The organism is Streptococcus australis ATCC 700641 (assembly GCF_000186465.1).
GTDB classification, from domain to species: domain Bacteria; phylum Bacillota; class Bacilli; order Lactobacillales; family Streptococcaceae; genus Streptococcus; species Streptococcus australis.
This window is the reverse complement of the sequence record NZ_GL636091.1, coordinates 2,095,396-2,121,533: the sequence shown is the minus strand read 5'-3', so window position 1 is coordinate 2,121,533 and position 26,138 is coordinate 2,095,396. Positions and strand designations below refer to the sequence as shown.

The following is a 26,138-nucleotide window of genomic DNA, read 5'->3' as shown; positions in this document are numbered from 1 at the left end:
TTTTTTCCGCCATAGCTCAGTTGGTAGTAGCGCATGACTGTTAATCATGATGTCGTAGGTTCGAGTCCTACTGGCGGAGTCAGTACCCGAAAGGGTTTTTTTTTTATTTTTATGAATACATTAAAAAAAGGTTCTTTCGAACCTTTTTTCTTAGTTAAAGAAAACATTGTATAGAGCTTTAATAGCTTGTTTTTCTTGTTCTTGATTGACTACAAACATGATGGAAACTTCGCTGGATCCTTGAGAAATCATTTGGATATTAATGTTGTTTTCTGATAAAGCTTTTGTAGCTGTTGCTGTTACACCAATTTGATTTTTCATATTCTCTCCTACTATCATGATAATGGAAAGATCATGCTCAATTTCGGCATAGTCCACCTGTAAATCTTGGATTAAATGTTTTAAAATTTCTTGTTCCTTAATTGGGGTTAATTCTTTTGACCGAAGAATGACTGATAGGTCGTCAATTCCTGTTGGCATGTGATCCCAACTAATATTCAAATCTTCTAAAATTTGTAATAATTTTCTACCAAAACCGACTTCTCTATTCATCAGGTATTTGGTGGTATTAATGCTGACAAATCCTGAGTCTCCTGCAATTCCAACAACTTTTACATTCTCATTGGTATGGTTCAGCACAATCTTGGTACCTGGATGTTTTGGATTGTTGGTATTCTTAATCACCATTGGAATTTTTCCACGATATGCAGGAACAAGTGCTTCATCATGGAGGACACTAAAGCCAGCATAGGCTAATTCCCGCATCTCTTTATAGGTTAGTTCAGGAATAGAATGTGGGTGTTTAATAATCCCTGGGTGAGCTGCAAAAATACCATCGACGTCCGTAAAGTTTTCGTAGAGATCTGCTTTAACTCCGGCTGCAATAATAGATCCTGTAATATCAGAACCACCTCTTGAAAAAGTACATACTTGGCCTTCTTTAGTAATTCCAAAGAATCCAGGGATTACTAAAATTTCATTATGGTTTCTGAGTTCTTCAATCTTATCGTAACTAGAAGGCAGAATGCGAGCATTACAAGGTTCACTTGTTACAAAGATACCTGCATCTTTTGGATGGATATATTTTGCTTCTAAGCCCTTTTTAACAAAGTAAGCTGCAATGAGTTTCGCATTGTTGTTTTCTCCAGCTGCTAAGAAGGTATCATATAAGAAGGTGTTATCGGATTTGGGAAGTGTTGCAAGGGAAATGATATCTCTAGCAATTTCTTCGATAATTTCCTCGTTTAAGTCTAACTCCTCTGTAATAGAACGATAGCGATTAATAATCCATTCTTGACTTTGACTAGTATCTTTTCCGTTGGTATATTCTTTATAATACTTGATGAGGGCATCGGTAACTTTTGTGTCCTCAGCATTGCGTTTCCCTGGAGCAGAAACGACCACGTATTGACGGGTTTCATCTTCTTTAACAATATTGAATACTTTTTCTAGCTGGGTAGCAGATGCTAACGAACTACCACCAAATTTAACTACTTTCATGTGGACTCCTTTACAAAACTTACTTTAAATTATACCAAAGATAGAGCTTGGTTACAATCTAAAATAGCACTGCTATCAAGCAAGTCTTTCGGCTGAGACACTTTGTTATGAAAATGTAATTTACTTCTCAAAGTAGTTGTGCTAAAATAATATAAAAATAAATAAGTTCAACTATCAAACAATTTGAACAGCTAATTAGTAAAGAGGTGGCTTATGGTGTTCGAAACGATTATATATTCTGTAGAAGAGGATCTCGCATCTATTGTTTTAAATAGACCTGAGGTTTCAAATGGTTTTAACATTCCAATGTGTCAGGAAATCCTTGAAGCATTAGAATTAGCTGAGAAGAATCCAGATATTCGTTTTATTTTATTTAAAGCAGTTGGTAAGGTTTTTTCGGTTGGTGGTGATTTAGCAGAGATGAAGCGGGCTGTCGATGCCGATGATATCGATTCGTTAACGCAAATTGCGGAATTGGTAAATCAAATCTCTAAAAAAATGAAGCAACTTCCAAAACCTGTGATTATGGTTGCAGATGGTGCGGTTGCAGGAGCAACTGCTAATATGGCAGTAGCGGCAGATTTTTGTATTGCTTCTGATAAAGCCAAGTTTATTCAAGCCTTTGTTGGAGTAGGTTTAGCTCCTGATGCTGGTGGTCTTTTCCTTTTAGGAAGAGCCATTGGTTTGAGTAGAGCAACTCAGTTAGCGATGACTGGTGAACCATTAGGTGCTGAAAAGGCTCTGGAATATGGCGTTGTGTATAAGGTTTCTGAAGTAGATAAATTAGACAAGACTGTTAACCAACTTCTCATAAAGTTAAGACGTAGCTCAGACAATTCTTTTGCTGCGATTAAAGAGTTGGCCTGGTCTAGCATGCTGACTGACTGGGATCGCTATGCTGAAATTGAGTTGAGATTGCAAAGAAATCTATCTTTAAAAGAAGACTTTAAAGAGGGAGTTATTGCCTATTCAGAACGTCGACGTCCAAAATTTATAGGAAAATAAAAACGTAAAATTTTTATGTTTTTGTTGTTGGGACTTGCTATTTGGTTTGAATTTTGATAAAATTCGATTATCAAAGTAATGAATAGGGGGTGTGGTTTTTGAATTTTCAACTAGTCAATGATTACCTTACATCCATTTTTAACAACGTTTTAGTCATCGAAGAAACTAGTTTACGTAGCAGTCGATTTAATGATGTTTCTATTAAGGAAATGCACACAATAGATGTCATCGGCTCAACACCAAACGCAACTCCAAGTGATATTTCGCGTTCGTTAATGGTTACGTTAGGTACAGTCACAACCAGTTTAAATAACCTTGAACGAAAAGGTTATATTGAACGAACCAGATCTGAAGTTGATCGTCGGGTTGTCCATTTGAGTTTGACCAAAAGAGGAAAACTCTTGTATCGGCTTCACCAACAATTTCACAAGCGAATGGTCAATCAAATTATCGATGGGATGTCTCCAGATGAACGGAAAGTGATGCAAAAAGGGTTGCAGAACCTTTATCGTTTCTTGGAGGAGTTGAAATAATGACTTTTGCAAAAATTAGTCAGGTAGCCCATTATGCGCCAAGCCAAGTGATTTCCAATCAGGATCTTTCTGAACGGATGGATACCAGTGATGAGTGGATTGCTAGTCGGACAGGAATTAGGAAGCGTCATATTTCTCAATCAGAATCAACCAGCGATTTAGCTACGGAAGTGGCTCGTCGCTTGCTTGAAAAAAGTAGTTTACAAGCGGATCAGTTGGATTTTATCTTTGTTGCTACGATTTCACCGGATTCCATGATGCCATCTACAGCTGCTCGTGTTCAAGCTAAAATTGGTGCCTCTAAAGCCTTTGTTTTTGATTTGACCGCTGCTTGTAGTGGATTTGTCTTTGCGCTTGCGACTGCTGAAAAGTTTATTCGCTCTGGCCAGTACAAACGAGGAATCGTTATCGGAAGTGAAACCTTATCGAAAGTGATCGATTGGGAAGATCGGACAACAGCAGTCTTATTTGGGGATGGTGCTGGCGGTGTTTTATTGGAAGCTTCCGAGCAACAAACTTTTTTAGCAGAAAGTCTGTTTTCAGACGGTTCCCGTGGAGAAGTTCTTCAATCATCATCTGTTGGTTTATCTTCACCATATTCTGATAAGGAAGAAGATAAAAAATATTTGTCAATGGATGGGAGAGCAGTCTTTGATTTTGCCATTCGGGATGTGGCTAAGAGTATTAAAAATATGTTAGCAGATGCTCCAGTGCCTGTTGAAGAGATTGATTATTTTCTTCTGCACCAAGCAAATGACCGTATCTTAGATAAAATGGCTAAGAAAATCGGGGTTGATCGGGAAAAACTTCCTGCAAACATGATGGAATATGGTAACACGAGTGCCGCAAGTATTCCAATTTTATTATCGGAGTGTGTCGACCAAGGACTGATCAAATTGGATGGAAGTCAAACAATTCTTCTGTCTGGATTTGGTGGAGGTTTGACATGGGGCTCACTTCTTGTTACAATCTAGTTAAACATGTGGTAACACATTTTAAAAATTTTTTATTATTTTAAGGAGGCCAATCATGGCAGTATTTGAAAAAGTACAAGAAATTATTGTTGAAGAACTTGGTAAAGAACCATCAGAAGTAACACTTGAGTCTACTTTTGAAGATCTTGAAGCTGATTCATTGGATTTGTTCCAAGTGATTTCAGAAATTGAAGATGCATTCGACATTCAAATTGAAACAGAAGAAGGCTTGTCAACTGTAGGTGACCTTGTTGCTTACGTAGAAGAAAAAACTAAATAATAATGGATGAGAGTATCGAAAGATATTCTCTCTTGTTTAGGTAATAGTTTGACGCTCAAAGCAAAGAACCGCTTTCAAACTATTACTTAAGCGAAAACGAGGAAGGTATTATGCAAACACGAATTACAGAATTATTAAACATTAAATATCCAATTTTCCAAGGTGGTATGGCTTGGGTCGCTGATGGTGATCTAGCGGGAGCTGTATCCAATGCGGGTGGTCTTGGGATCATCGGTGGAGGAAATGCACCTAAAGAAGTTGTCAAAGCGAATATTGATCGTGTCAAATCCATTACTGACAAACCTTTTGGAGTGAATATCATGCTCCTCTCTCCTTTTGCAGATGATATCGTTGATTTGGTTATCGAAGAAGGGGTTAAAGTTGTTACCACTGGTGCAGGGAATCCTGGAAAATACATGGATCGTTTCCACGAAGCTGGCATTACCGTTATTCCAGTTGTACCTTCAGTAGCTTTAGCAAAACGGATGGAAAAACTAGGTGCGGATGCTGTGATTGCTGAAGGAATGGAAGCAGGTGGGCATATTGGTAAATTGACTACCATGACCCTGGTTCGTCAAGTGGTCGAAGCTGTTTCTATTCCAGTTATTGGTGCTGGTGGTGTGGCTGATGGTGCTGGAGCAGCTGCAGTCTTCATGCTTGGAGCAGCTGCTGTTCAAGTGGGAACACGATTTGTCGTTGCTAAAGAATCAAATGCTCACCAAAACTTTAAGAATAAAATCTTGAAAGCTAAAGACATTGATACAGTAGTGTCTGCGTCAGTTGTTGGCCATCCAGTTCGTGCGATTAAGAATAAATTGGCTTCTGCTTATAACCAAGCTGAAAAAGATTTCTTGGCAGGTAAGAAGACTCAAGAAGAAATTGAAGAATTAGGAGCAGGTGCTCTTCGCAATGCTGTTGTGGACGGAGACGTTGATAACGGATCTGTGATGGCAGGACAAATTGCAGGTCTCGTAAGTAAAGAAGAAACCTGTGCTGAAATCTTGGAAGATATCTATTTTGGAGCTGCTAAAGTCATTCAGAAAGAAGCAGCTCGCTGGGCAGATGTCAAATTCTAACAAGTAAAGGAAAGGAAGAGAACAGTGACAAAACGTGCTTTCTTATTTGCTGGTCAAGGTGCCCAAAAATTGGGGATGGCTAGTGACTTGTATGCAACTTATCCGATTGTTAAGAAGACATTTGATACTGCAAGTCAGATTTTGGGCTATGATTTACGAGGATTGATTGATTCTGATGAAGACAAGCTCAATCAAACACGCTTTACCCAACCGGCTATTTTGACAACTTCAGTAGCTATTTATCGTCTATTAGCAGAAAAGGGTATTACACCGGATATTGTTGCCGGTCTTTCTCTAGGAGAATATTCTGCTCTAGTTGCTGCAGGTGCTCTTTCTTTTGAAGAAGCAGTCGCTTTGGTAGCTAAGCGGGGTGAATTTATGGAAACAGCTGCGCCTGCTGGAAGCGGAAAGATGGTAGCTGTCATGAATACTGATCCTTCCTTGATTGAAGAAATCTGTCAACAGGCTTCTGAAAAGGGAGTCGTAACACCAGCTAACTACAACACTCCTGCCCAAATTGTGATTGGTGGAGAGGTTGAAGCTGTGGACTATGCTGTTGAACTCTTACAAGAAGCAGGGGCAAAACGGTTGATTCCTCTGAATGTCTCTGGCCCCTTCCATACGGCCTTACTTGCTTCTGCTAGTGAAAAACTAGCGACTGAACTTGAGAGAGTTACTTTTAAGGACTTTAGCTTGCCTTTGGTTGGGAATACAGAAGCAAAGATCATGAAATCAGACGAAATCAAAGCTTTATTAGCTCGCCAGGTGATGGAGCCCGTTCGTTTCTATGATTCGATTGCAACGATTCAAGAGTTTGGAGTAGATGAAGTGATTGAAATTGGTCCAGGTAAGGTCTTGACTGGTTTCTTGAAAAAAATTGATAAAACTCTTCCAACGAAAAATGTTGAGGATCAAGCCAGCCTTGAAGCCCTACTGAACGAATAAGATGAGGTGACTATGGAACTGAAGAATAAAAATGTATTTGTTACTGGCTCAAGTAGAGGCATTGGATTGGCTATTGCGCATAAATTTGCGTCAAAAGGAGCCAACATTGTCTTAAATAGTCGTGGAGAGCTCCCTGCAGGTCTAGTGGATGAATTTGCCTCATATGGTGTGAAGGTAGTTGGCGTTACTGGGGATGTATCCCAAGCTACGGAAGCGAAACGAATGGTCGCGGAAGCGATTGAAGCACTTGGCTCAGTAGACATCCTTGTTAACAATGCTGGGATTACCAATGATAAGCTCATGTTAAAATTGACGGAAGAAGATTTTGAGCAAGTCTTGAAGGTGAATTTGACTGGTGCTTTTAATATGACACAATCAGTCTTAAAGCCGATGACCAAGGCGCGTGAAGGTGCTATCATCAACATGTCGAGTGTTGTCGGTCTAACAGGAAATGTTGGACAAGCTAACTATGCAGCCTCAAAAGCTGGTTTGATTGGTTTTTCTAAATCGGTAGCGCGTGAAGTAGCTGGAAGAAATGTCCGAGTCAATGTCATTGCTCCGGGCTTTATCGAATCTGATATGACAGAAGGACTTCCGGAAAAAATTAAAGAAATGTCTCTCGCTCAAATTCCGATGAAACGCTTTGGAAATACAGAAGAAGTAGCAGATGTTGCAGTCTTTCTTGCGACTCAAGAATATCTAACAGGGCAAGTCATCGCAATTGATGGTGGCTTAACCATGCAATAAAAAGAGGTAGGTTTGAAATGAAATTAAATCGTGTTGTTGTAACAGGCTATGGCTTGACATCTCCAATCGGAAACACTCCAGAAGAATTTTGGAATAGCTTAAAAGAAGGAAAGATTGGAATTGGTCCGATTACAAAATTTGACCACAGTGACTTTGCTGTTCATAATGCAGCTGAAATCCAAGATTTCCCATTTGATAAATACTTTATCAAAAAAGATACAAACCGCTTTGACAACTACTCATTATATGCTTTGTATGCCGCTCAAGAAGCTGTGAATCATGCAGGTTTAGACGTAGAAGCTATTGATAAAGATCGTTTTGGTGTCATTGTTGCTTCTGGTATCGGTGGTATCAAAGAAATCGAAGATCAAGTGATTCGTTTGCATGAAAAAGGACCAAAACGTGTCAAACCAATGACTCTTCCAAAAGCTTTGCCAAATATGGCATCTGGTAATGTTGCTATGCGTTTTGGAGCTAATGGAATTTGTAAATCGATCAACACGGCTTGTGCCTCTTCCAATGATGCGATTGGGGATGCTTTCCGTGCCATTAAGTTTGGTTTCCAAGATTTGATGTTGGTAGGTGGTTCAGAAGCTTCTATTACGCCATTTGCAATCGCCGGTTTCCAAGCCCTAACAGCTCTTTCAACAACAGAAGATCCAACTCGTGCTTCTATTCCATTTGATAAAGATCGGAATGGATTTGTAATGGGTGAAGGATCAGGAATGTTGGTGCTTGAAAGTTTGGAACACGCTGAAAAACGTGGTGCAACCATTCTTGCTGAAGTCGTGGGCTACGGTAATACCTGTGATGCCTACCATATGACTTCTCCACATCCAGAAGGTCAAGGAGCTATCAAGGCAATGAAGTTGGCTTTGGATGAGGCAGAAATTGAACCAGCTCAAGTTGATTATGTCAACGCCCATGGAACCTCTACTCCAGCAAATGAAAAAGGAGAAAGTGGTGCAATCGTTTCTGTATTTGGTAAAGAAGTTCCAGTATCTTCTACAAAATCATTTACAGGTCACCTCTTGGGAGCAGCAGGGGCAGTTGAAGCTATTGCGACAATTGAAGCAATTCGTCATCAATATGTTCCAAAAACTGCTGGAACACAAGAGTTATCAGATTATATTGAAGCCAATGTCATCTTTGGTGAAGGGCAAGAACGTCCGATTTCCTATGCTATTTCCAATACATTTGGATTTGGAGGACACAATGCTGTCTTAGCCTTTAAACGTTGGGAGGGATAAAGTGAATATTCAAGAAATTAAAGACCTAATGAGTCAATTTGACCAATCCAGTCTTCGTGAATTTAGCTATCAAAATGCAACGGATGTGCTATCATTTAGTAAAAATACTGGCAGTGTAGCTAGCTCGCAACCTGCTACTCCAGCTCCTGTAGTTCAGGAAGTGGCGCCCGCTGTTGAAAGCTCTGTTGTTCTCGCAGAAGAACCAGCTGCTCCGTCAGCTCCAGAAGTTGCTCCAACAGTAGCAGCAGAAGGGGAAGTAGTTGAAAGTCCTCTTGTCGGTGTAGCTTATTTAGCTTCAGGTCCAGATAAACCAGCTTTTGTTCAGGTTGGAGATAGCGTTTCAAAAGGCCAAACTTTATTGATTATTGAAGCAATGAAAGTCATGAATGAAGTTCCTGCGCCAAGAGATGGAATCGTCACTGAAATCCTTGTTTCAAATGAAGAAATGGTCGAGTTTGGGAAAGGATTGGTACGGATTAAATGATCGATATTCAAGCTATTAAAGAAGCTCTTCCACACCGTTACCCTATGTTATTGGTGGATCGCGTCCTCGAAACAAGTGAGGATACGATTGTAGCCATCAAGAATGTGACGATCAATGAGCCTTTCTTTAATGGGCACTTTCCAAGCTACCCAGTTATGCCAGGTGTTCTCATTATGGAAGCTTTGGCACAAACTGCCGGTGTCTTAGAATTATCCAAACCAGAAAATAAAGGGAAATTAGTCTTTTATGCTGGAATGGATAAGGTTAAATTTAAAAAACAAGTCGTTCCGGGAGATCAGCTCGTGATGACGGCTACCTTTGTCAAGCGTCGTGGTTCGATTGCGGTCGTGGAAGCAAAAGCGGAAGTCGATGGGAAATTAGCTGCTAGCGGGACCTTAACATTTGCAATTGGTAACTAGGGAGGTTTCTATGTTCCGAAAAATTTTAATCGCGAATCGTGGTGAAATTGCGGTCCGGATTATTCGAGCTGCTCGTGAATTAGGAATTGAAACAGTCGCTGTCTATTCAACGGCTGATAAGGAAGCCTTGCATACCTTACTAGCGGATGAAGCCGTTTGTATTGGGCCTGCCAAGTCAACCGATTCTTATTTGAACATGAATGCTGTTTTATCTGCAGCTGTTTTGACTGGATCAGAAGCTATTCACCCAGGATTTGGATTTTTGAGTGAAAATTCGAAGTTTGCCACCATGTGTGAAGAAGTCGGAATTAAGTTTATCGGACCATCAGGATCTGTTATGGATATGATGGGTGATAAAATTAATGCCCGGGCACAAATGATCAAAGCAGGTGTGCCTGTTATTCCAGGATCGGATGGTGAAGTTCATACAGCTGAAGAAGCCTTGGAAGTTGCCGATCGGATTGGCTATCCTGTTATGCTGAAGGCATCAGCTGGAGGTGGCGGTAAAGGAATCCGTAAAGTAGAGCGGGCAGAAGACCTAGTTCCCGCTTTTGAATCTGCTTCGACAGAAGCTAAGGCGGCCTTTGGTAATGGAGCCATGTACCTAGAGCGCGTCATCTACCCGGCTCGTCATATTGAGGTTCAAATCTTGGCTGACCAATTTGGACATGTGGTTCATTTAGGTGAGAGGGATTGTTCGCTTCAGAGAAACAACCAAAAGGTTCTCGAAGAATCTCCGTCCGTAGCAATTGGTAAGACGATTCGAGATCAAATTGGCTCTGCAGCCGTCCGCGCAGCAGAATCTGTTGGCTATGAAAATGCTGGGACAATCGAGTTTCTTTACGATGAAGGAAAAGGCGAATTTTACTTCATGGAGATGAATACTCGGGTTCAAGTTGAGCATCCCGTGACAGAATTTGTCACAGGAATTGATATCGTGAAAGAGCAAATTAAGATTGCTGCTGGGCAAGAATTGTCTGTCCGTCAAGAAGATATTCAAATTTCTGGTCATGCTATTGAATGCCGGATCAATGCAGAAAATCCTGCCTTTAACTTTGCACCTAGCCCAGGAAAAATCACCAATCTCTATCTTCCAAGTGGAGGAGTCGGCTTGCGCGTGGATTCTGCTGTCTATCCTGGCTATACGATTCCACCTTACTACGATAGTATGATTGCCAAAATCATTGTCCATGGAGAGAATCGTTTTGATGCCTTGATGAAGATGCAACGCGCCCTCTATGAGTTGGAAATTGACGGTGTAATGACTAACAGTGATTTCCAATTGGATTTGATTTCAGATTCGAATGTGATTGCTGGTGATTACGATACCGCCTTTCTGATGGAGACATTTTTACCAAATTATCAGAAAAATCAATAAGCAATGAACTTTGTAAATGTGAGATTCATTTTCACAAGGAATGAACGGGCACAATTACAAAGTTCTTTTACCAAGTAAGGAGAAGTTGATGGCTTTATTTTCTAAAAAAGATAAGTACATTCGAATTAATCCCAATCGGTCGGCCATTGAAGCACCTCAGCCGAAACCAGAGGTTCCAGATGAGTTGTTTTCTCAGTGTCCGGGCTGTAAACATACGATTTATCAAAAGGATCTAGGAAGTGAACGTCTGTGTCCTAAGTGTGGTTATACCTTCCGAATATCTGCGGTAGAGCGACTTCAATTGACAATTGATCCAGGAAGCTTTATTGAATTGTTTACGGGTATTGAGACCAAGGACCCGCTTAAGTTTCCAAACTACAAGAAGAAATTGGCGGCTGTTCGTGAATTGACAGGACTTGATGAAGCTGTGCTAACAGGAACTGCAAAGATCGGGGGCCATCAAGTGGCTCTCGGTATTATGGATTCTAATTTCATCATGGCTTCTATGGGCTCTGTGGTCGGTGAAAAGATTACGCGTCTATTTGAATTGGCGACAGAAGAAAAGCTCCCAGTTGTGCTCTTTACCGCTTCTGGTGGAGCTCGGATGCAAGAAGGAATCGTCAGTTTGATGCAGATGGCTAAAATCTCTGCAGCTGTTCAAAGACACTCAAAAGCAGGCTTATTTTATCTGACAGTTCTAACAGACCCAACAACAGGAGGGGTAACGGCGTCATTTGCAATGGAAGGAGATATTATCATTGCAGAGAGTCAAGCCCTTGTGGGATTTGCAGGTCGAAGAGTGATCGAGTCTACCGTACGGGAACAGTTGCCAGATAATTTCCAAAAGGCTGAATTTTTGCAGGAGCATGGCTTTGTGGATGTGATTGTCCAGCGTAGTGAAATGCGTTCAACAATCGCAGACTTGTTAGCCTTTCATGGAGGGAAGTAATGACAAGAATAACACAAATTATTAAAGAAGCTCGTGACCAAGGACGTTTGACAGCTCTCGATTATGCACATGGAATTTTTGATAACTTTATCGAATTGCATGGAGATCGGAATTTCCGAGATGACGGTGCAGTGATTGGTGGAATTGGTTGGCTAGGAGAACAAGCGGTGACGGTGGTCGGGATTCAAAAAGGAAAGAATCTTCAAGACAATCTCAGTCGAAACTTTGGTCAACCCCATCCTGAAGGCTATCGAAAAGCCTTGCGTCTGATGAAACAGGCGGAGAAATTTGGTCGTCCAGTAGTAACCTTCATCAATACCGCGGGTGCTTATCCGGGTGTTGGCGCTGAAGAACGAGGACAAGGTGAGGCTATTGCCCGTAACCTCATGGAAATGAGTGACTTAAAAGTTCCGATTATCGCGATTATCATCGGAGAAGGTGGCTCAGGTGGGGCTCTTGCTTTAGCTGTAGCAGACAAGGTCTGGATGCTTGAGAACTCCATCTATGCAGTTTTGAGTCCAGAAGGATTTGCCTCTATTCTCTGGAAAGACGGAAGCCGTGCCATGGAAGCAGCTGAATTGATGAAGATTACTTCGCATGAGTTGTTGAATATGGATATTGTGGACAAGGTGATTCCGGAGCATGGTTTTTCCAATGGCGAATTACTAGCTCAAGTGAAGAAGGAAATCCAAGCAGAATTGAAGGAGCTACAAGCTTTGCCTCTCGAAGAACTTCTAGAGCAACGTTACCAACGTTTTCGTAAATATTAAAAAACTGAGCTTGCTATTTGCAAGACTCAGTTTTTTCTTATTTTGGTGCGATGACTTCAGCGCCACCCATGTATGGACGAAGGACTTCAGGAATGGTTACAGAACCATCTTCATTTTGATAATTTTCAAGAATAGCAGCAACGGTACGTCCAACAGCCAATCCAGAACCGTTCAAGGTGTGAAGAAGTTTGACTTTACCATCTGCTTCGTCACGGTAGCGGATTTGCGCACGGCGGGCTTGGAAATCTTCTGTGTTGGAACAGCTTGAGATTTCACGGTAGGTATTTTGCGCTGGAATCCAGACTTCCAAGTCATAAGTCTTAGCAGCTGAGAAGCCCATGTCTCCCGTTGAGAGAGCCATGACACGGTATGGAAGGTTGAGTTTTTGAAGGATATTTTCAGCGTTAGCTGTCATCTTTTCCAATTCTTCATATGATTCTTCCGGTTTGGCAAATTTAACCATTTCAACCTTGTGGAATTGGTGCAAACGAATCAAACCACGAGTATCACGACCAGCAGAACCAGCTTCAGAACGGAAAGATGGACTCATAGCAGTAAAGTAGATTGGTAGATCTTTACCATCAATGATTTCATCACGGTAGTAGTTGGTCAGTGGAACTTCAGCAGTTGGAATCAAGACATAGTTGGTGTCGCTGAGTTCAAAAGTATCTTCCTTGAATTTTGGATATTGACCAGTACCAAACATAGAATCGTGGTTGACCATGTAAGGGGTGATGACTTCTGTGTATCCTTCCTTGCCATGCTCATCCAACATAAAATTGTAGATAGCACGTTCTAAGCGAGCTCCAAGCCCCTTGTAGAAGAGGAAACGAGCGCCAGTGACTTTACCACCACGTTCCCAGTCAAGGATGTCTAAGTCTTCTCCAAGGTCCCAGTGAGCTTTTGGTTCGAAGTCAAACTCGCGAGGAGTTCCCCAACGGCGAACTTCTACGTTATCGTCTTCATCAGCCCCAACAGGCACACTATCAGCAGGGATGTTTGGAAGAGTCGTAGTAAATTCTGTCAATCTCGCATCAATTTCTGCCAATTCTGCATCCAAGGCTTTGACCTCTGCAGAAAGAGTTTGCATGGCAGCAATCTTATCATCTGCATTTTCTTTGTTGCGTTTGGCTTGGGCGATTTCAGCAGATACTGTGTTACGCTCAGCCTTGAGGCTTTCTACTTTGACCAAGATGTCACGTCGCTTGGCATCGATTTCTTTCATTTCGTTCAAGATGGCAGTATCTACACCGCGTGTCGCTAATTTTTCAGCAACTGCATCAAAGTCTGTACGAATTCGTTTAATATCTAACATAGCTTCTCCTTTAACAAAAAGCACACCTGTTACAGTGTTGGAGTGGCAGGGCCACGGTTCCATCCAACTTCACAGGTGTGCACTTGATTTGATCTTCAATTTTTTGATAAACGGTAGAATTTCAATTAAGTCCTCTATCTGCTCACAGCAACCGCAGACTTTCTGAAAGATTTCCTTAATTTACTTATCCGTTTTCGTTTATTATACAAGAAAAGGAGCTATTTTGCAAATAGATTTTTAATTTTAGCTGCGATGGTTTGGATCAAGGTCGGTAGCTTGACAATTTTATCATTTCCAAGGTGTTGACGGGCAATTTTTAAGATTTTACCCGAGTCTTTAGAAGCAAATAGAAACTTGCTTTCCTTGGTGTAAATTTCAAAATGGCGGCTAATTTTACGCCCGGATACGTTGGCTCCGATCTGTTCGATTTCTTTCCAGGGAATTTGGACGTAGTCTTCTACATTAGCATCCGCATAAAATTCAAAAGCGACATTCCCAACTAGGATTTTTCCAACCTTTCCACCAACACCTAGATAAGAGACACCAGTGGTATGGAATTCCACGGTTTTATTCTGTGATTGCGCCATGTGATCCTCCTGTAACAATGTTCATTTCATTATACCATAATAAAAAGAAGGTCGAAACCTTCTTTTTTGTTGATCTTTGCTTACATCAAGCCAGCAACGTGTGCCAAGACACCGATTACAAAGAGGGCGATGATGATAGTGATTGGAGATACTTTCTTCTTAAGCAACCACATACAAGCGAAAGTAAGAAGCAATCCCATCAAACCAGGAATCAATGAATCCAAGTTTTGTTGGAAAGTCGTAACTTTTTCAGGTGTTTGAGATAGACCTGAACCAACTTGAGCGAAGGCTTCTTGGATACCCTTGTATCCTTCAGGAAGTTTATCCCAGTGGATATAAGCTTTGTCGTCTAATTTGACAGAAGAAACATTAAAGATGAATTTAATAGATACCCAACGTTCTACCAAGACAGCAAGGATGAACATCCCGAGGATAGAAGCTCCTTTAGTGATATCTTGCAAGATCCCACCAGACATATCTTTGGTAATTTCAGAACCTGCTTTGTATCCAAGTTCTTGGGTGTACCACAAGAAGGACATACGAATCGCATTCCAAGCAAAGAAGAAGATAAGTGGACCAAGGATATTACCAGTCAAGGCAAGAGATGCACCAAGTGCTCCAAGGATTGGACGAACTGTAAACCAGAAGACAGGATCTCCGATACCCGCCAAAGGTCCCATCATACCAATCTTAACCCCTTGGATAGCGGCATCATCAATCGCAGCGCCATTTGCTTTTTCTTCTTCAAGGGCAAGAGTTACCCCGATGATTGGAGCAGCTACGTATGGGTGAGTGTTGAAGAACTCCATGTGACGCTCAAGAGCAGCCGCTTGGTCTTCTTTCTTCGTGTAAAGTTTTTTGATAGCTGGGATCAATGAGTAAGCCCAACCCAAGTTTTGCATCCGTTCATAGTTCCAAGAACCTTGCAAGAAGGTTGAACGCCACCAAACTTTTTGACGATCTGATTTAGATAATTGTAATTTTTCAGTCATGATAGTGTCACACCTTTCTTAATAGTCTTCAAGGATATCGCCGATTGGGTCATTAGAAGTAGCAACTCCGCCACCTCCATTGCCACCTTTCTTAGAGAGAGAAAGGTAGATCAAGGCAAGTGCAACACCAATTGCACCAAGAGCAATCAAGGTCAATTGGCTAACGGCAGCAAGAGCAAAACCAATGGCAAAGAATGGCCAAACTTCACGGCTTGCCATCATGTTGATAACCATGGCGTAACCAACGGCTACGACCATACCACCACCGATTTGCATACCGTCTGACAACCAAGCAGGCATCGCTTCAAGAGCACCTTTAACAGTGTCAGCAGGGATCATCAAAAGAAGGGCTGCAGGAATGGCGATACGAAGACCTTGAAGGAGAAGGGCTACAAAGTGAGCGCGTTCTACGCCTTTGATATCACCTTTTTTAGCAGCAGCGTCAGCAGTGTGGACCAAACCAACGGAGAGAGTACGGACGATCATTGTCAAAAAAAGACCAGCAACTGCAAGTGGAATAGCTACACCTTGAGCCACAGCGATTCCTTTAGAGCTAAAGTCACCACCAAGAACCAAGATAATCGCAGCGGCGACTGATGCAAGAGCAGCGTCGGGTGCAACTGCGGCACCAATGTTGGCCCAGCCAAGTGCAAGTAATTGAAGGGAACCACCAAGCATAACACCGGCAGTCAAGTTACCTGTTACCAAACCGATTAAGGTACAAGCAACAAGTGGTTGGTGGAATTGGAATTGGTCAAGGATACCTTCAAGACCTGCTAAGAAGGCAACAACGACCACTAATACCATAGAAATAATAGACATGTTTAAAATCCTTTCGTAAGTAATCGATTATTGAACGTTAGCTTTGTTAATTAAGTCAAACAAATCTTTCTTAGAGTCATTTGGCACTTTACGGACGTCAAATTCTACTCCAAGATCACGCATTTTTTCAAATGTAGCCACATCCTCTTTGTCCATTGACAAGACATTGTTAACCATGGTTTTACCAGTTGAGTGGGCCATTGAACCAACGTTCAAGGTTTTAATCGGAACACCACCCTCGATGGCACGAAGGGCATCTTGAGGTGTTTCAAACAAGATCAAAGCATGTGTTTCACCAAAGCGTGGATCTTTTGCAACGTCGATCAATTTTTGAATTGGGACAACGTTTGCTTTCACACCATTCGGTGCTGCTTGCTTGATCAACTCTTTACGGAGCTCATCTTTGGCAACTGAGTCTGAAGCTACGATAATTCGATCCGCTTTTGAATCAGGTGTCCAAGCAGTTGCGACTTGTCCGTGAAGTAGACGAGTATCTAAGCGGGCAAGGTTAATTTTGAGTTTTCCGTCACCGATCACTGTTCCTTCTGGAATAGCGGCTTGGGCAACAGGAGCAACTGAAGCAGTGCTTGCTTCTTCGACTGGATTCAATTCTTCTGGAAGAGCTTTGATTCCATCTTTAGATTCTTTGATGATGTTTGCAGCAACTTTATCAACGCCAGCAGTTGCATCCATTAAACGCTCTGTATAAGCTTGAATCAACATCGGCAGGTTCAATCCAGTGATGATCGCAAATTTACGATCTGGATTTTCTCCCATAACGCGACTCGCTTGGTTAAATGGAGAACCACTCCAAAGGTCAGCCAAAACCAAGACTTCATCTTCTGCATCAAATGCGGCAACAGCAGCATTGAATTTAGCATAGAGATCATCTGGGCCTTCACTTGGCATGAACGTAACCACTTGAACTTTCTCTTGATCCCCAAAGATCATCGAGCCGGATTGGTGGATCCCAGCAGCAAATTCACCGTGGCTAGCAATAATGATACCAATACTCATTATTGACATTCCTCCTTATAAATTTGTTTGACTTTCAGTTTAAGAAAACTTTAAGCTACTTTATTATAAATCGTTTTCACACTTAAGTCAATTTTTCTATCAAAATTTACAGGTAAAAGAGGATCTTTGTTATATTAATTTATCCCTATAGAGCACCTATTCCTACTGGTTTATCGCTAAATGATTCCATGAAAACAGCGCTATATATGCTATAGTTTGTAAGCGAAGGTTAGTTATGAAATTGTGGAAAATCAGTCATGAATCAAACAAGTAAAATAAAAATATAACAAACTGGTTGATGGATCTATTAAGAGTACTAAAAAAAGACCAGCCCAGTTGGGCTAGTCCTGTAGGTTCAGTTATTTAGTTTGTGAAGTCAAGTACCATACGTCCTTGAATGGTTCCAGCTTCCATTTCTTCAAAGACTTTGACAGCATCTTCTACTGGACGTTTTTGAACGACAGGGACTACCAAGCCTTCTGCACCAAATTGGAAGGCTTCTTCCAAGTCTTTACGAGTTCCTACTAGAGAACCGATGACTTGGATACCATCTAATACCGTTTTCACAATGCTGAGATCCATCATTTCTGAAGGAAGTCCAACTGCGATAACGCGGCCACCTGCACGAACAGAATCTACTGCTTGGTTGAAAGCTACTTTAGAAACAGCTGTTACGACAGCAGAGTGAGCGCCACCATTTGTTTTTTCTTTGATCAATCCTGGGACATCTTCGACTTCGCGACCGTTGATAACAAAGTCTGCACCAACTTCTTTAGCTAATTCCAGTTTGTCATTGTTGATATCAATAGCGATGACATGAGCGTTGAAGACTTTCTTAGCATATTGAACAGCCAAGTTTCCTAGTCCACCAGCTCCGTAGATGACAATCCATTGTCCTGGTTCTGCTTTGGCTTCTTTGATGGCTTTGTAAGTTGTAACACCTGCACAAGTGATAGAAGAAGCTTGTGCTGGATCTAATCCTTCAGGTACTTTCACTGCGTAATCTGCAGTAACGATACATTGTTCAGCCATTCCTCCGTCAACAGAATAACCAGCATTTTTTACAGTACGGCAAAGGGTTTCGCGACCGGTTGTACAGTATTCACAAGTTCCACATCCTTCGAAAAACCATGCGACACTGACACGATCTCCAACTTTTAGGCTCTTGACATCTGGAGCGACTTCTTTCACAATTCCGATTCCTTCGTGTCCAAGAACACGGCCTGGCACTTTACCGAAGTCTCCGTGAGCGACGTGCAAGTCAGTGTGGCAGACACCACAGTATTCGATTTGAACAAGAGCTTCCCCTGTTTCAAGTGGACGCATGTCTTTGTTTGCAACGATTTCAACACCAGTACCTTCTGGATTTACAACAACAGCTTTCATTTGTTCCTCCTTAAGAGCTTAGTTGAATTAGAGACGGTAATAAAACGAGAAGTAACATCACTTGAATCATTATCGTATGAAACGAGCTAGGCTCCTTTTTTATTTTTGTTATGTTAATTTTATCACAAACCTTGTCAATTGGCAAGCGTTTACATAGAAAATTTTCTGAAAATAAACTTAACTAGTTAAATTATTTTCAGAAAAGGTCCCTATAAGGTCCAGTATGTTTGAGAAAACAAAAAGCTTGAATCCTTTCTTGTAAAAGGTGATTCAAGCAATTCTCTTTATTTATAGGAGGAGTTTTTCTAATTGACGAGCAACGCCGTCCTGATCATTTGTATACTCGGTTTGTTTATCGGCATAGGGGAGGAGGACAGGATTGGCGTTTTTCATTGCATAACCAGTTCCTGCAAAAGCTAACATGTCTGTATCATTTTGTTCGTCTCCAAAGGCAATCAGATCTTTCCGATCAAGTCCGTAAGTCTCGAGGAGATAGTTAAGGGCAAAGGCCTTATTGACCCCTTTTGGAGCGCACTCCAGAATGTTGAGGGGTCCACCCCAGCTATTGATTTCTAGCTCGTGATGGTAGTAATCACGCATTTCTTCGGCTAAAGCATACTTATCTTCAGCGCGTGTTTGAAAGAGGATGGCATTCGGATTTTCGGTAACTTTACGAGCTTCGAATTTTGTTTTGGAGGAGATTTTTGAAACCCCAAATAAGGCGGGATCAATAGTATGGTGGTAGGTATGGGTGACATAGAACTTATTGCGATACTCTCCTGCAATAAAGTCCGCTTGGATGTCATTTTCTCTCTCAACCATATCGAGGAGGTATTTTTTATCAAGGGTCATGGATAGTTCTTTCGACCATTTTTTATTTGGAATATGAGTGAGAGCGCCATTAAAGTTAATCATGGGACTTTCCAATCCCAATTCCTTATAGATATGATCTGCCATTCGATAGGGACGCCCAGTTGTAATAATGACCTGGTGGCCTTGTTCACTGACTTTTTGGATAGTTTCAATCGTATAGGATGATAATTTACTCTCAGAATTTAATAAGGTGCCATCTAAATCGACAGCGATTAGTTTCTTATTCATAGGAAGAATCCTTTCATTTGTATGGTTTTTCGAACTCTAAATAAGGAATGTTTTATAGAGTATAGAGCACCATATTTTAAGACGAATGCTACCATTATACCAGATAAACAGGAAAATTTCAGTCTTTCGAATAGAAGATGATATGACACGAAAGATTGTCCAGATGAATCTCTTGTAAAAGTGAATAATATTTGATAAAATATTGGTATTGTTCGTGATTGAGTCGCGAGCAGATTTATTTTTTTTAAGGAGTTTATTGGAAAAATGGATAAGTTTTTCAAACTATCTGAACACGGAACGACGGTTCGTACAGAGGTATTAGCTGGTTTAACGACCTTCTTTGCCATGTCTTATATCTTGTTTGTAAACCCTCAAATGCTTTCCCAAACAGGAATGCCTGCTCAAGGAGTATTTCTAGCAACCATTATTGGTTCAGTCGTTGGGACTCTCATGATGGCTTTCTATGCGAATCTGCCTTATGCCCAAGCACCAGGTATGGGCTTGAACGCCTTCTTTACCTTTACAGTGGTATTTGGGATGGGCTATTCTTGGAAAGAAGCTTTGGGAATGGTCTTTATTTGCGGACTAATTTCATTGGTTATTACATTAACCAATGTTCGGAAAATGATTATTGAGTCAATTCCAAATGCTTTGCGTTCAGCTATCTCAGCTGGTATCGGAATTTTCTTGGCCTATGTCGGAATTAAAAATGCTGGCCTGTTGAAGTTTTCAATTGATCCACATACTTATACGGTGGCAGGAGAAGGGGCTGACAAAGCGAATGCAGCGATTACAGCAAATTCTGCAGCGGTCCCAGGACTTGTTAGTTTCAATAGTCCGACAGTCCTCCTTGCCTTGGCTGGCTTAGCCATTACTGTTTTCTTTGTCATCAAGGGCATTAAAGGAGGAATTATCCTTTCTATCCTTACGACAACAATCCTTGGTATTGTATTTGGCATTGTTGATCTTTCAACGATTGACTTTGGTAGTACCCATCTTGGAGCAGCCGTTAATGATCTTGGCAAAATTTTTGGAGCTGCACTTGGTTCAGAAGGATTAGGTTCTTTGATTACCAATACTTCTCGTCTTCCTGAAACCTTGATGGCCATCTTGGCATTCTCCTTGACAGATATCTTTGATACGATTGGTACCTTGATCGGTACAGGAGAAAAAGTCGGAATCGTGGCTACAAATGGTGAAAATCACCAATCCGCTAAATTGGATAAAGCCCTTTATTCAGACCTTGTAGCCACATCTGTTGGTGCTATTGCAGGTACTTCGAATGTGACGACTTATGTTGAGTCAGCTGCGGGAATTGGAGCTGGTGGACGGACTGGTCTGACAGCCCTTGTAGTAGCCCTCTGTTTTGCAGTGTCAAGTATCTTTAGTCCTCTTCTTGCCATCGTACCAACTGCAGCGACGGCACCGATTTTAATCATCGTTGGGATCATGATGTTAAGTAGCTTGAAAAACATCCATTGGGATGATATGGCAGAAGCTGTACCAGCCTTCTTTACCTCTATCTTTATGGGATTCAGCTATTCCATCACAAATGGGATTGCAGCAGGTTTTATTACCTATACAGTAACCAAATTGGTCAAAGGTGAAGCCAAAGAAGTTCACAGTATGATTTGGATTTTAGATGCCTTGTTTATCTTGAACTTTATCAGTATGGCCTTGCATTAGAATGAACATAGAGGAAAGCTTGGACAAAAAGTCCAAGCTTTTTTTGATTGTCTCATGTGAGGCAGGAGGTTGATCGACTAAAAATAGTGGGCAATAATCAATTATTTTTGGTATAATGGAGGAATGAAAAGTCAAAATGAACAAGAGTTGATGGCCCTCGGGAAACAGTTGGGTCAACGATTAGAAAAACAGGATGTCGTGATTCTGACGGGAGATCTGGGGGCAGGGAAAACAACCTTTACAAAAGGCCTTGCTCAAGGTTTGGATATTCGTCAGATGATCAAAAGTCCCACTTATACTATCGTGAGAGAATATGAAGGTCGCTTACCCTTGTATCACCTGGATGTTTATCGTATTGGAGATGATCCAGATTCGATTGATTTGGATGACTTTTTATTTGGTGAAGGGGTGACCGTTATTGAGTGGGGAGAATTGCTAGAGACCAGTCTTCCTGCTGGATATTTAAAGGTTGAACTGCTCAAGGACGGCGACGGACGTGAGATACGCTTGTCAGCTGTCGGTGAACGTGCAGAACAATTAAAGGACTCATTTCTAACTTCTGTAGGAGCTTGAAGATGGAACAGGTATTGGATCTCTTTTTAAAAGAGGCTGAGGCTTCGGATGCAGAGCGTTTACTCGACTTTTTTAAAGCTGTAGCGACTGAATCTGAGTTCATGACCTTGGCTCCAGAAGGGCTTGGGATGACCAAGCAAGAGTTGGAAATATTTGCTGAAACACAAGCACAAACAGGCAATCAATTATGTCTCTTATTATACTTGGGTGAGGATCTGGTAGGTGTCTTAAATATTGCAGCGGATCAAAACAGAGCCTTGCGCCATATTGGAGATGTCTTTATCGTTGTTCGGAAGGCCTATTGGAATAAAGGCTTGGGTCGTATTCTTCTAGAAGAAGGAATCGCATGGGCAGAAGGTACCAACCTCCTTCGAAAGTTAGACCTCAGTGTCCAAGTTCGAAATGAACGGGCCATCCATCTCTACCAAACGCTAGGATTTGAAATTGAAGGTCTCCGCAAGAGAGGCGTATACAAGGAAGGGGAATATCTGGATGTTTACCTAATGGGCAAACTGATAGATGGACAGAATCAATGATTAAAAAAATTCTATTAATGTTTTTTAGTTTGTTAGCTGTAACGACAATCGGGCTTGGAGCCTATGGGCTGACCATCCTCAATCAGTCAACAAACACGTTGAGTAAGACCTTTAAAGGCATTGGCGATGAAAATAATGTCATTGCAGAAAACAAACCGATGACCATCTTGCTCATGGGGGTTGATACAGGGTCAGGTTCACGAGAGGATCAGTGGGTAGGAAACAGTGATACCATGATTCTGGTGACGGTGAATCCACAGACGCGTGAAACAACGATTATGAGTTTGGAACGGGATATCTTGACCAATATCACGAAGGATGGAGAAACTGTCCAAGCGAAGCTGAATGCGGCTTATGCTCAAGGTGGGGCAGAGTTGGCCATTGAAACCATCCAAGATTTGATGAATATTCATATTGACCGTTATGCGATGATCAATATGAAAGGTCTCGTCCAACTGGTTGATAAGGTCGGTGGTATCACGGTAAACAATCCATTTGATTTTGATATTTCAATCGAAGAAAATGAACCGGAATACACAGCGAAAATTCCACCTGGTCGTCAAGAGATTGATGGAGAGCAAGCCTTGGTATATTCACGGATGCGTTATCAAGATCCAGAAGGAGACTATGGCCGTCAAAAACGACAACGGGAAGTTATCGAAAAGATCATCAAGAAAGTATTGACTCTGGACGGTTTGAGCAACTATCAAGGAATTATTGAAGCGGTTAGTGATAATATGCAGACCAATATCTCCTTGGATACGAATAGCTTGATGCAGTTGATGGGTTATCGAGATGCCTTGAAGAACATCCGTATGGAACAGTTGAAAGGGGAAGATGCCACCCTAGCGGATGGCGGAAGTTACCAAATCGTTACTTCAGAGCACCTGCTGAAGATGCAGAATATCTTGCGTAAAAGTTTGGGCTTATCACCTTTAAGCAAGCTCAAAACAAGTGCCGTTCTATTGGATGGCGACGAAACTGGGGGAGCTTCTTCATCAGAAAGTGGCGAAAGTCCAGTAGAGGCGAGCCAGGATACAGGCGGAGGCTATTATGATCCTTCCTATGCTCCAGAAACTTCTGTCAGCTCAGAAGCAGTGACACCCTATCAACCGACAGTGACACCTTATACGGATACAACGGTAGCTGGTGCTGGAGGAAACTAAAGTCAAATACTTCTATAAATAAAAAGGTTTTGAGACGACTATCTCAAAACCTTTTTGTTTATTCATGATCGCTAGATTTCTCAGACCAAATAGTTTGGATTTGTTCTACAGAAGCGTTGGCTTGCTGAGAGAAGACCCTTGCTTTATAGGAAAAGTCTTCCAGTAGTTGATTTAAAAGGACTCTTTGCTCTTGGATGATTTCAATATTCTTTTTGATTTTTGAAAGGTTTGATTGGATTCCATCCGTTAGTTGTTTGGTTTCGTTGAATTCATTTTTCAGTGGTTCACGATTTTTAACAAGTTGATAGCTGATGGTTGCTCCAGTCGCAAACCAAAATAGATCTCTTAATTTCATAGTAAGCTCCTTTTTAATGGTTTGAGATATCCTTGGCTAATTGGGCAAGGTGTTCGAAATCAGGTTCGTGGGCAATGAAATCAATCTTTAGGTCGTCTTCTTGAGAGTAGCGTGGAAGAATATGGACGTGGGTGTGGAAGACAGACTGACCCGCAATTTCTTCCATGTTACTAATGATATTCATTCCTTGAGGCTGTGTAGCACCTTCCACTTTTTTGGTGACTCTTGAAACGATGTTAAAAAGATCAGCTGTTTCATCTGGTGTCATCTCCAATAGATTACGGGCGTGTCTTTTTGGAATCACGAGGGTATGGCCTGGAGTGACCTGAGAGATATCTAAAAAAGCAAGAAAATGGTCATCCTCGTAGACCTTAGAAGCAGGAATTTCTCCGGCAACAATCTTACAAAAAATACAATCCGAAACCATAAATGCACCTCAATTTCGCTAGATTTTGTTATAATATAAGAACATTATACCAGAAAGCTAAGAAAATATGTTAGAAATAAAAAACCTGACAGGAGGCTATGTCAATATCCCTGTCTTAAAAGATGTTAGTTTTGAGGTTGGTGATGGTCAATTAATTGGATTGATTGGCTTGAATGGAGCAGGGAAATCAACGACCATTAATGAAATAATTGGCCTATTGCGTCCCTATGCTGGCGAAATCCGGATCGACGGTTTGACTTTAGCTACTTCTCCAGGTGCTTATCGCCAAAAAATTGGTTATATTCCTGAAACACCGAGCCTTTATGAAGAGTTAACCCTGCGTGAGCATATTGAGACAGTAGCGATGGCCTATGACTTGGATCAGGAAGCAGTTTTTGCGCGTGTGACTCCTCTCTTGAAGCAATTCCGACTAGAGGAAAAATTGGATTGGTTTCCTGTCCATTTTTCTAAGGGGATGAAACAAAAGGTCATGATTATTTGTGCCTTTGCTGTTGATCCAAGTTTGTTTATTGTCGACGAGCCTTTCTTAGGTTTGGATCCAGTTGCGATCTCAGATTTAATTCAATTATTGAAGGTGGAAAAAGAGAAGGGAAAATCTATTTTAATGAGTACCCATGTGCTGGATTCTGCTGAAAAAATGTGCGATGCCTTTGTCATCCTCCATAAGGGACAGGTCCGTGCTCAGGGGACTTTAGAGGATTTGCGGACAGAATTTGGAATGGCAGATGCCGATTTGAATGAGATTTACCTTGCACTAACAAAAGAGGCGGACCGATGATAGAAGTACTACAAAAGAGGAAGACGACCTTTCGCAATCAGTGCTTAAAATATTCTCGCTATGTGTTTAATGATCACTTTGTCCTCTTTCTCCTGATTTTTCTAGGCTTTTTAGCGGTTCAGTACAGTCAGTTTTTGCGTTCCCTACCAGAAGATAAGAGCCTTCTCCTCCTTGTACTTGCTCTAGCTCCTTTGCTCCTGCTTCCAGTTGGTTCTATCGCTACCTATTTTGAGAAGCCAGACATGATTTTTCTCCTGGCAAAAGAAGAGGAATTGAAAGGCTATTTGAAACAACAGACTATACGAGCGACTATTTTCTGGGGGATTTTGCAAACTCTTGTACTTGTCCTGTTTGTCCCTTTGGCCTTGGCTTTAGGACTGTCTTTGATCATTGTAGTGGTTTATTTGTCTATTCTCTTCTTGTTGAAGGTTCTTGTTTTTCAAGGGAAGGGCAAAAGATTCTATAATCAGGCGGGTCTTGATTGGAAACGAATCGTAGAGTTGGAAAATCTGAGAAAGCAAAGGATTCTAAGATTTTTCGCCCTTTTTACCACAGTAAAAGGAATGACGAATAGCGTGAAACGGCGGGCTTACTTAGATAAGCTGACAAGCATGGTTCCGAAAGTCAGTTCCAAGACTTGGAACAATCTGTATCTCCGTTCTTATCTCAGAAATGGAGATCTGTTTTCCATGAGCCTGCGTCTATTAGGACTAGCAATCGCTGTCTTTGTTTTCATCCCGCAAACGCTAGTAGCAGTAGCCGTCGCGGGGCTCTTGAATTATTTACTTGTTTTTCAATTGCTCGGACTCTACAAGGCCTTTGATTATCAATATTTGACGCGACTCTTCCCCTTGGAAATCAGTGCTAAAACACGAGGGCTTCTTCAAACGGTTCAATCGGTGACCTTGTTTGTGGTTCTTGTCGAGGGAGGAATGGGATTACTGGTCTTTGAAGACAAACTTCTCGTCCTGGCCTTGCTAGCTTTCACAGCCCTTTTAGCCTATGGTTATGCACCTTTCAAGGTGAGACGATTAGTTGACGAAACGCTTTAAAATTAGTAAAATAG

The 26,138-nt window shown here is 41.4% G+C and carries 29 protein-coding genes and 1 tRNA gene; 20 read left to right on the top strand and 10 right to left on the bottom strand.

Annotated features, from left to right (window positions below):
* The first annotated feature begins 5 nt into the window (after window positions 1-5).
* Window positions 6-79: transfer RNA gene (locus HMPREF9421_RS10015), tRNA-Asn, on the top strand.
* A 71-nt stretch (window positions 80-150) separates the two neighbouring features.
* Here the strand turns inward: HMPREF9421_RS10015 and HMPREF9421_RS10010 are convergent.
* Complete coding sequence (locus HMPREF9421_RS10010; protein WP_006596911.1) at window positions 151-1,500, bottom strand: aspartate kinase; 1,350 nt, start codon at window positions 1,498-1,500, stop codon at window positions 151-153.
* Between the two features lie 213 nt (window positions 1,501-1,713).
* Here HMPREF9421_RS10010 and HMPREF9421_RS10005 point away from each other — a divergent pair, with 213 nt between their 5' ends.
* The 13 genes from HMPREF9421_RS10005 (at window position 1,714) to HMPREF9421_RS09945 (ending at window position 12,310) form a co-directional block, all read left to right on the top strand.
* Window positions 1,714-2,505: an enoyl-CoA hydratase gene (locus HMPREF9421_RS10005; RefSeq protein ID WP_006596910.1), complete on the top strand. Its 792-nt coding sequence runs from the start codon at window positions 1,714-1,716 to the stop codon at window positions 2,503-2,505.
* A 98-nt stretch (window positions 2,506-2,603) separates the two neighbouring features.
* The gene (gene fabT / locus HMPREF9421_RS10000) at window positions 2,604-3,038 is read left to right on the top strand and encodes a fatty acid biosynthesis transcriptional regulator FabT (RefSeq protein ID WP_006597415.1); all 435 of its coding nucleotides are present in this window, start codon (window positions 2,604-2,606) and stop codon (window positions 3,036-3,038) included.
* On the top strand, window positions 3,038-4,012 hold the full coding sequence (locus HMPREF9421_RS09995; protein WP_006596908.1) for a beta-ketoacyl-ACP synthase III: 975 nt from the start codon (window positions 3,038-3,040) through the stop codon (window positions 4,010-4,012). The genes fabT and HMPREF9421_RS09995 overlap by 1 nt, the downstream gene beginning before the upstream one ends.
* Before the next feature lie 55 nt (window positions 4,013-4,067).
* Entirely contained in the window at window positions 4,068-4,292 is a 225-nt protein-coding gene (locus HMPREF9421_RS09990; RefSeq protein ID WP_003003892.1) for an acyl carrier protein, read from the top strand.
* 110 nt (window positions 4,293-4,402) lie between these two features.
* Window positions 4,403-5,368, top strand: coding sequence for an enoyl-[acyl-carrier-protein] reductase FabK (gene fabK, locus HMPREF9421_RS09985; protein ID WP_006596907.1), 966 nt, complete (start codon window positions 4,403-4,405; stop codon window positions 5,366-5,368).
* Between the two features lie 24 nt (window positions 5,369-5,392).
* On the top strand, window positions 5,393-6,313 hold the full coding sequence (gene fabD, locus HMPREF9421_RS09980; RefSeq protein WP_006596906.1) for an ACP S-malonyltransferase: 921 nt from the start codon (window positions 5,393-5,395) through the stop codon (window positions 6,311-6,313).
* 12 nt (window positions 6,314-6,325) lie between these two features.
* Window positions 6,326-7,060, top strand: a complete 735-nt coding sequence (fabG, locus tag HMPREF9421_RS09975) for a 3-oxoacyl-[acyl-carrier-protein] reductase (RefSeq protein WP_006596905.1) — start codon at window positions 6,326-6,328, stop codon at window positions 7,058-7,060.
* Window positions 7,061-7,077: 17 nt separating this feature from the next.
* A complete protein-coding gene (gene fabF, locus HMPREF9421_RS09970; RefSeq protein WP_006596904.1) occupies window positions 7,078-8,310 on the top strand; it encodes a beta-ketoacyl-ACP synthase II in 1,233 nt (410 codons plus the stop codon).
* 1 nt (window position 8,311) lies between these two features.
* Complete coding sequence (gene accB / locus HMPREF9421_RS09965) at window positions 8,312-8,794, top strand: acetyl-CoA carboxylase biotin carboxyl carrier protein (RefSeq protein WP_006596903.1); 483 nt, start codon at window positions 8,312-8,314, stop codon at window positions 8,792-8,794.
* Window positions 8,791-9,213, top strand: coding sequence for a 3-hydroxyacyl-ACP dehydratase FabZ (gene fabZ / locus HMPREF9421_RS09960; RefSeq protein ID WP_006596902.1), 423 nt, complete (start codon window positions 8,791-8,793; stop codon window positions 9,211-9,213). The genes accB and fabZ overlap by 4 nt, the downstream gene beginning before the upstream one ends.
* 10 nt (window positions 9,214-9,223) lie before the next feature.
* Complete coding sequence (locus HMPREF9421_RS09955; protein WP_006596901.1) at window positions 9,224-10,591, top strand: acetyl-CoA carboxylase biotin carboxylase subunit; 1,368 nt, start codon at window positions 9,224-9,226, stop codon at window positions 10,589-10,591.
* Between the two features lie 88 nt (window positions 10,592-10,679).
* Complete coding sequence (gene accD / locus HMPREF9421_RS09950; RefSeq protein WP_006597410.1) at window positions 10,680-11,540, top strand: acetyl-CoA carboxylase, carboxyltransferase subunit beta; 861 nt, start codon at window positions 10,680-10,682, stop codon at window positions 11,538-11,540.
* Window positions 11,540-12,310, top strand: a complete 771-nt coding sequence (locus HMPREF9421_RS09945) for an acetyl-CoA carboxylase carboxyl transferase subunit alpha (RefSeq protein ID WP_006596899.1) — start codon at window positions 11,540-11,542, stop codon at window positions 12,308-12,310. Before accD ends, HMPREF9421_RS09945 begins: the two co-directional genes overlap by 1 nt.
* A gap of 37 nt (window positions 12,311-12,347) precedes the next feature.
* Here HMPREF9421_RS09945 and serS read toward each other — a convergent pair whose 3' ends face one another.
* The 7 genes from serS to HMPREF9421_RS09910 form a co-directional block, all read right to left on the bottom strand.
* Window positions 12,348-13,625, bottom strand: coding sequence for a serine--tRNA ligase (gene serS / locus HMPREF9421_RS09940; protein ID WP_006597414.1), 1,278 nt, complete (start codon window positions 13,623-13,625; stop codon window positions 12,348-12,350).
* A gap of 218 nt (window positions 13,626-13,843) precedes the next feature.
* A complete protein-coding gene (locus HMPREF9421_RS09935; RefSeq protein WP_006596897.1) occupies window positions 13,844-14,212 on the bottom strand; it encodes a DUF956 family protein in 369 nt (122 codons plus the stop codon).
* 80 nt (window positions 14,213-14,292) lie between these two features.
* A complete protein-coding gene (locus tag HMPREF9421_RS09930) occupies window positions 14,293-15,204 on the bottom strand; it encodes a PTS system mannose/fructose/sorbose family transporter subunit IID (protein WP_006596896.1) in 912 nt (303 codons plus the stop codon).
* A gap of 18 nt (window positions 15,205-15,222) precedes the next feature.
* Complete coding sequence (locus tag HMPREF9421_RS09925; protein ID WP_006596895.1) at window positions 15,223-16,026, bottom strand: PTS mannose/fructose/sorbose transporter subunit IIC; 804 nt, start codon at window positions 16,024-16,026, stop codon at window positions 15,223-15,225.
* A gap of 27 nt (window positions 16,027-16,053) precedes the next feature.
* A complete protein-coding gene (locus HMPREF9421_RS09920) occupies window positions 16,054-17,043 on the bottom strand; it encodes a PTS sugar transporter subunit IIB (RefSeq protein ID WP_006596894.1) in 990 nt (329 codons plus the stop codon).
* 363 nt (window positions 17,044-17,406) lie between these two features.
* A complete protein-coding gene (gene adhP, locus HMPREF9421_RS09915) occupies window positions 17,407-18,429 on the bottom strand; it encodes an alcohol dehydrogenase AdhP (RefSeq protein WP_006596893.1) in 1,023 nt (340 codons plus the stop codon).
* A 288-nt stretch (window positions 18,430-18,717) separates the two neighbouring features.
* Window positions 18,718-19,530: a Cof-type HAD-IIB family hydrolase gene (locus HMPREF9421_RS09910; protein WP_006596892.1), complete on the bottom strand. Its 813-nt coding sequence runs from the start codon at window positions 19,528-19,530 to the stop codon at window positions 18,718-18,720.
* A 264-nt stretch (window positions 19,531-19,794) separates the two neighbouring features.
* Between HMPREF9421_RS09910 and HMPREF9421_RS09905 the strand changes: the two genes are divergently transcribed.
* The 4 genes from HMPREF9421_RS09905 (at window position 19,795) to lytR (ending at window position 23,491) form a co-directional block, all read left to right on the top strand.
* Window positions 19,795-21,216, top strand: coding sequence for an NCS2 family permease (locus HMPREF9421_RS09905; RefSeq protein ID WP_006596891.1), 1,422 nt, complete (start codon window positions 19,795-19,797; stop codon window positions 21,214-21,216).
* Between the two features lie 123 nt (window positions 21,217-21,339).
* A complete protein-coding gene (gene tsaE / locus HMPREF9421_RS09900) occupies window positions 21,340-21,789 on the top strand; it encodes a tRNA (adenosine(37)-N6)-threonylcarbamoyltransferase complex ATPase subunit type 1 TsaE (RefSeq protein WP_006596890.1) in 450 nt (149 codons plus the stop codon).
* A gap of 2 nt (window positions 21,790-21,791) precedes the next feature.
* Window positions 21,792-22,325 (top strand): GNAT family N-acetyltransferase, encoded by a 534-nt coding sequence (locus HMPREF9421_RS09895; protein WP_006596889.1) that lies wholly within the window; start codon window positions 21,792-21,794, stop codon window positions 22,323-22,325.
* Window positions 22,322-23,491, top strand: coding sequence for a glycopolymer--peptidoglycan transferase LytR (gene lytR, locus HMPREF9421_RS09890; protein ID WP_006596888.1), 1,170 nt, complete (start codon window positions 22,322-22,324; stop codon window positions 23,489-23,491). Before HMPREF9421_RS09895 ends, lytR begins: the two co-directional genes overlap by 4 nt.
* Before the next feature lie 58 nt (window positions 23,492-23,549).
* Here the strand turns inward: lytR and HMPREF9421_RS09885 are convergent, their stop codons facing one another.
* Window positions 23,550-23,846 (bottom strand): hypothetical protein, encoded by a 297-nt coding sequence (locus tag HMPREF9421_RS09885; RefSeq protein ID WP_006596887.1) that lies wholly within the window; start codon window positions 23,844-23,846, stop codon window positions 23,550-23,552.
* Window positions 23,847-23,859: 13 nt separating this feature from the next.
* Window positions 23,860-24,273: an HIT family protein gene (locus tag HMPREF9421_RS09880; protein ID WP_006596886.1), complete on the bottom strand. Its 414-nt coding sequence runs from the start codon at window positions 24,271-24,273 to the stop codon at window positions 23,860-23,862.
* A 67-nt stretch (window positions 24,274-24,340) separates the two neighbouring features.
* Here HMPREF9421_RS09880 and HMPREF9421_RS09875 point away from each other — a divergent pair, with 67 nt between their 5' ends.
* Both HMPREF9421_RS09875 and HMPREF9421_RS09870 read left to right on the top strand, forming a co-directional pair.
* Complete coding sequence (locus HMPREF9421_RS09875; RefSeq protein WP_006596885.1) at window positions 24,341-25,072, top strand: ABC transporter ATP-binding protein; 732 nt, start codon at window positions 24,341-24,343, stop codon at window positions 25,070-25,072.
* Window positions 25,069-26,124, top strand: coding sequence for an ABC transporter permease (locus HMPREF9421_RS09870; protein ID WP_006596884.1), 1,056 nt, complete (start codon window positions 25,069-25,071; stop codon window positions 26,122-26,124). Before HMPREF9421_RS09875 ends, HMPREF9421_RS09870 begins: the two co-directional genes overlap by 4 nt.
* Window positions 26,125-26,138 lie beyond the last annotated feature (14 nt).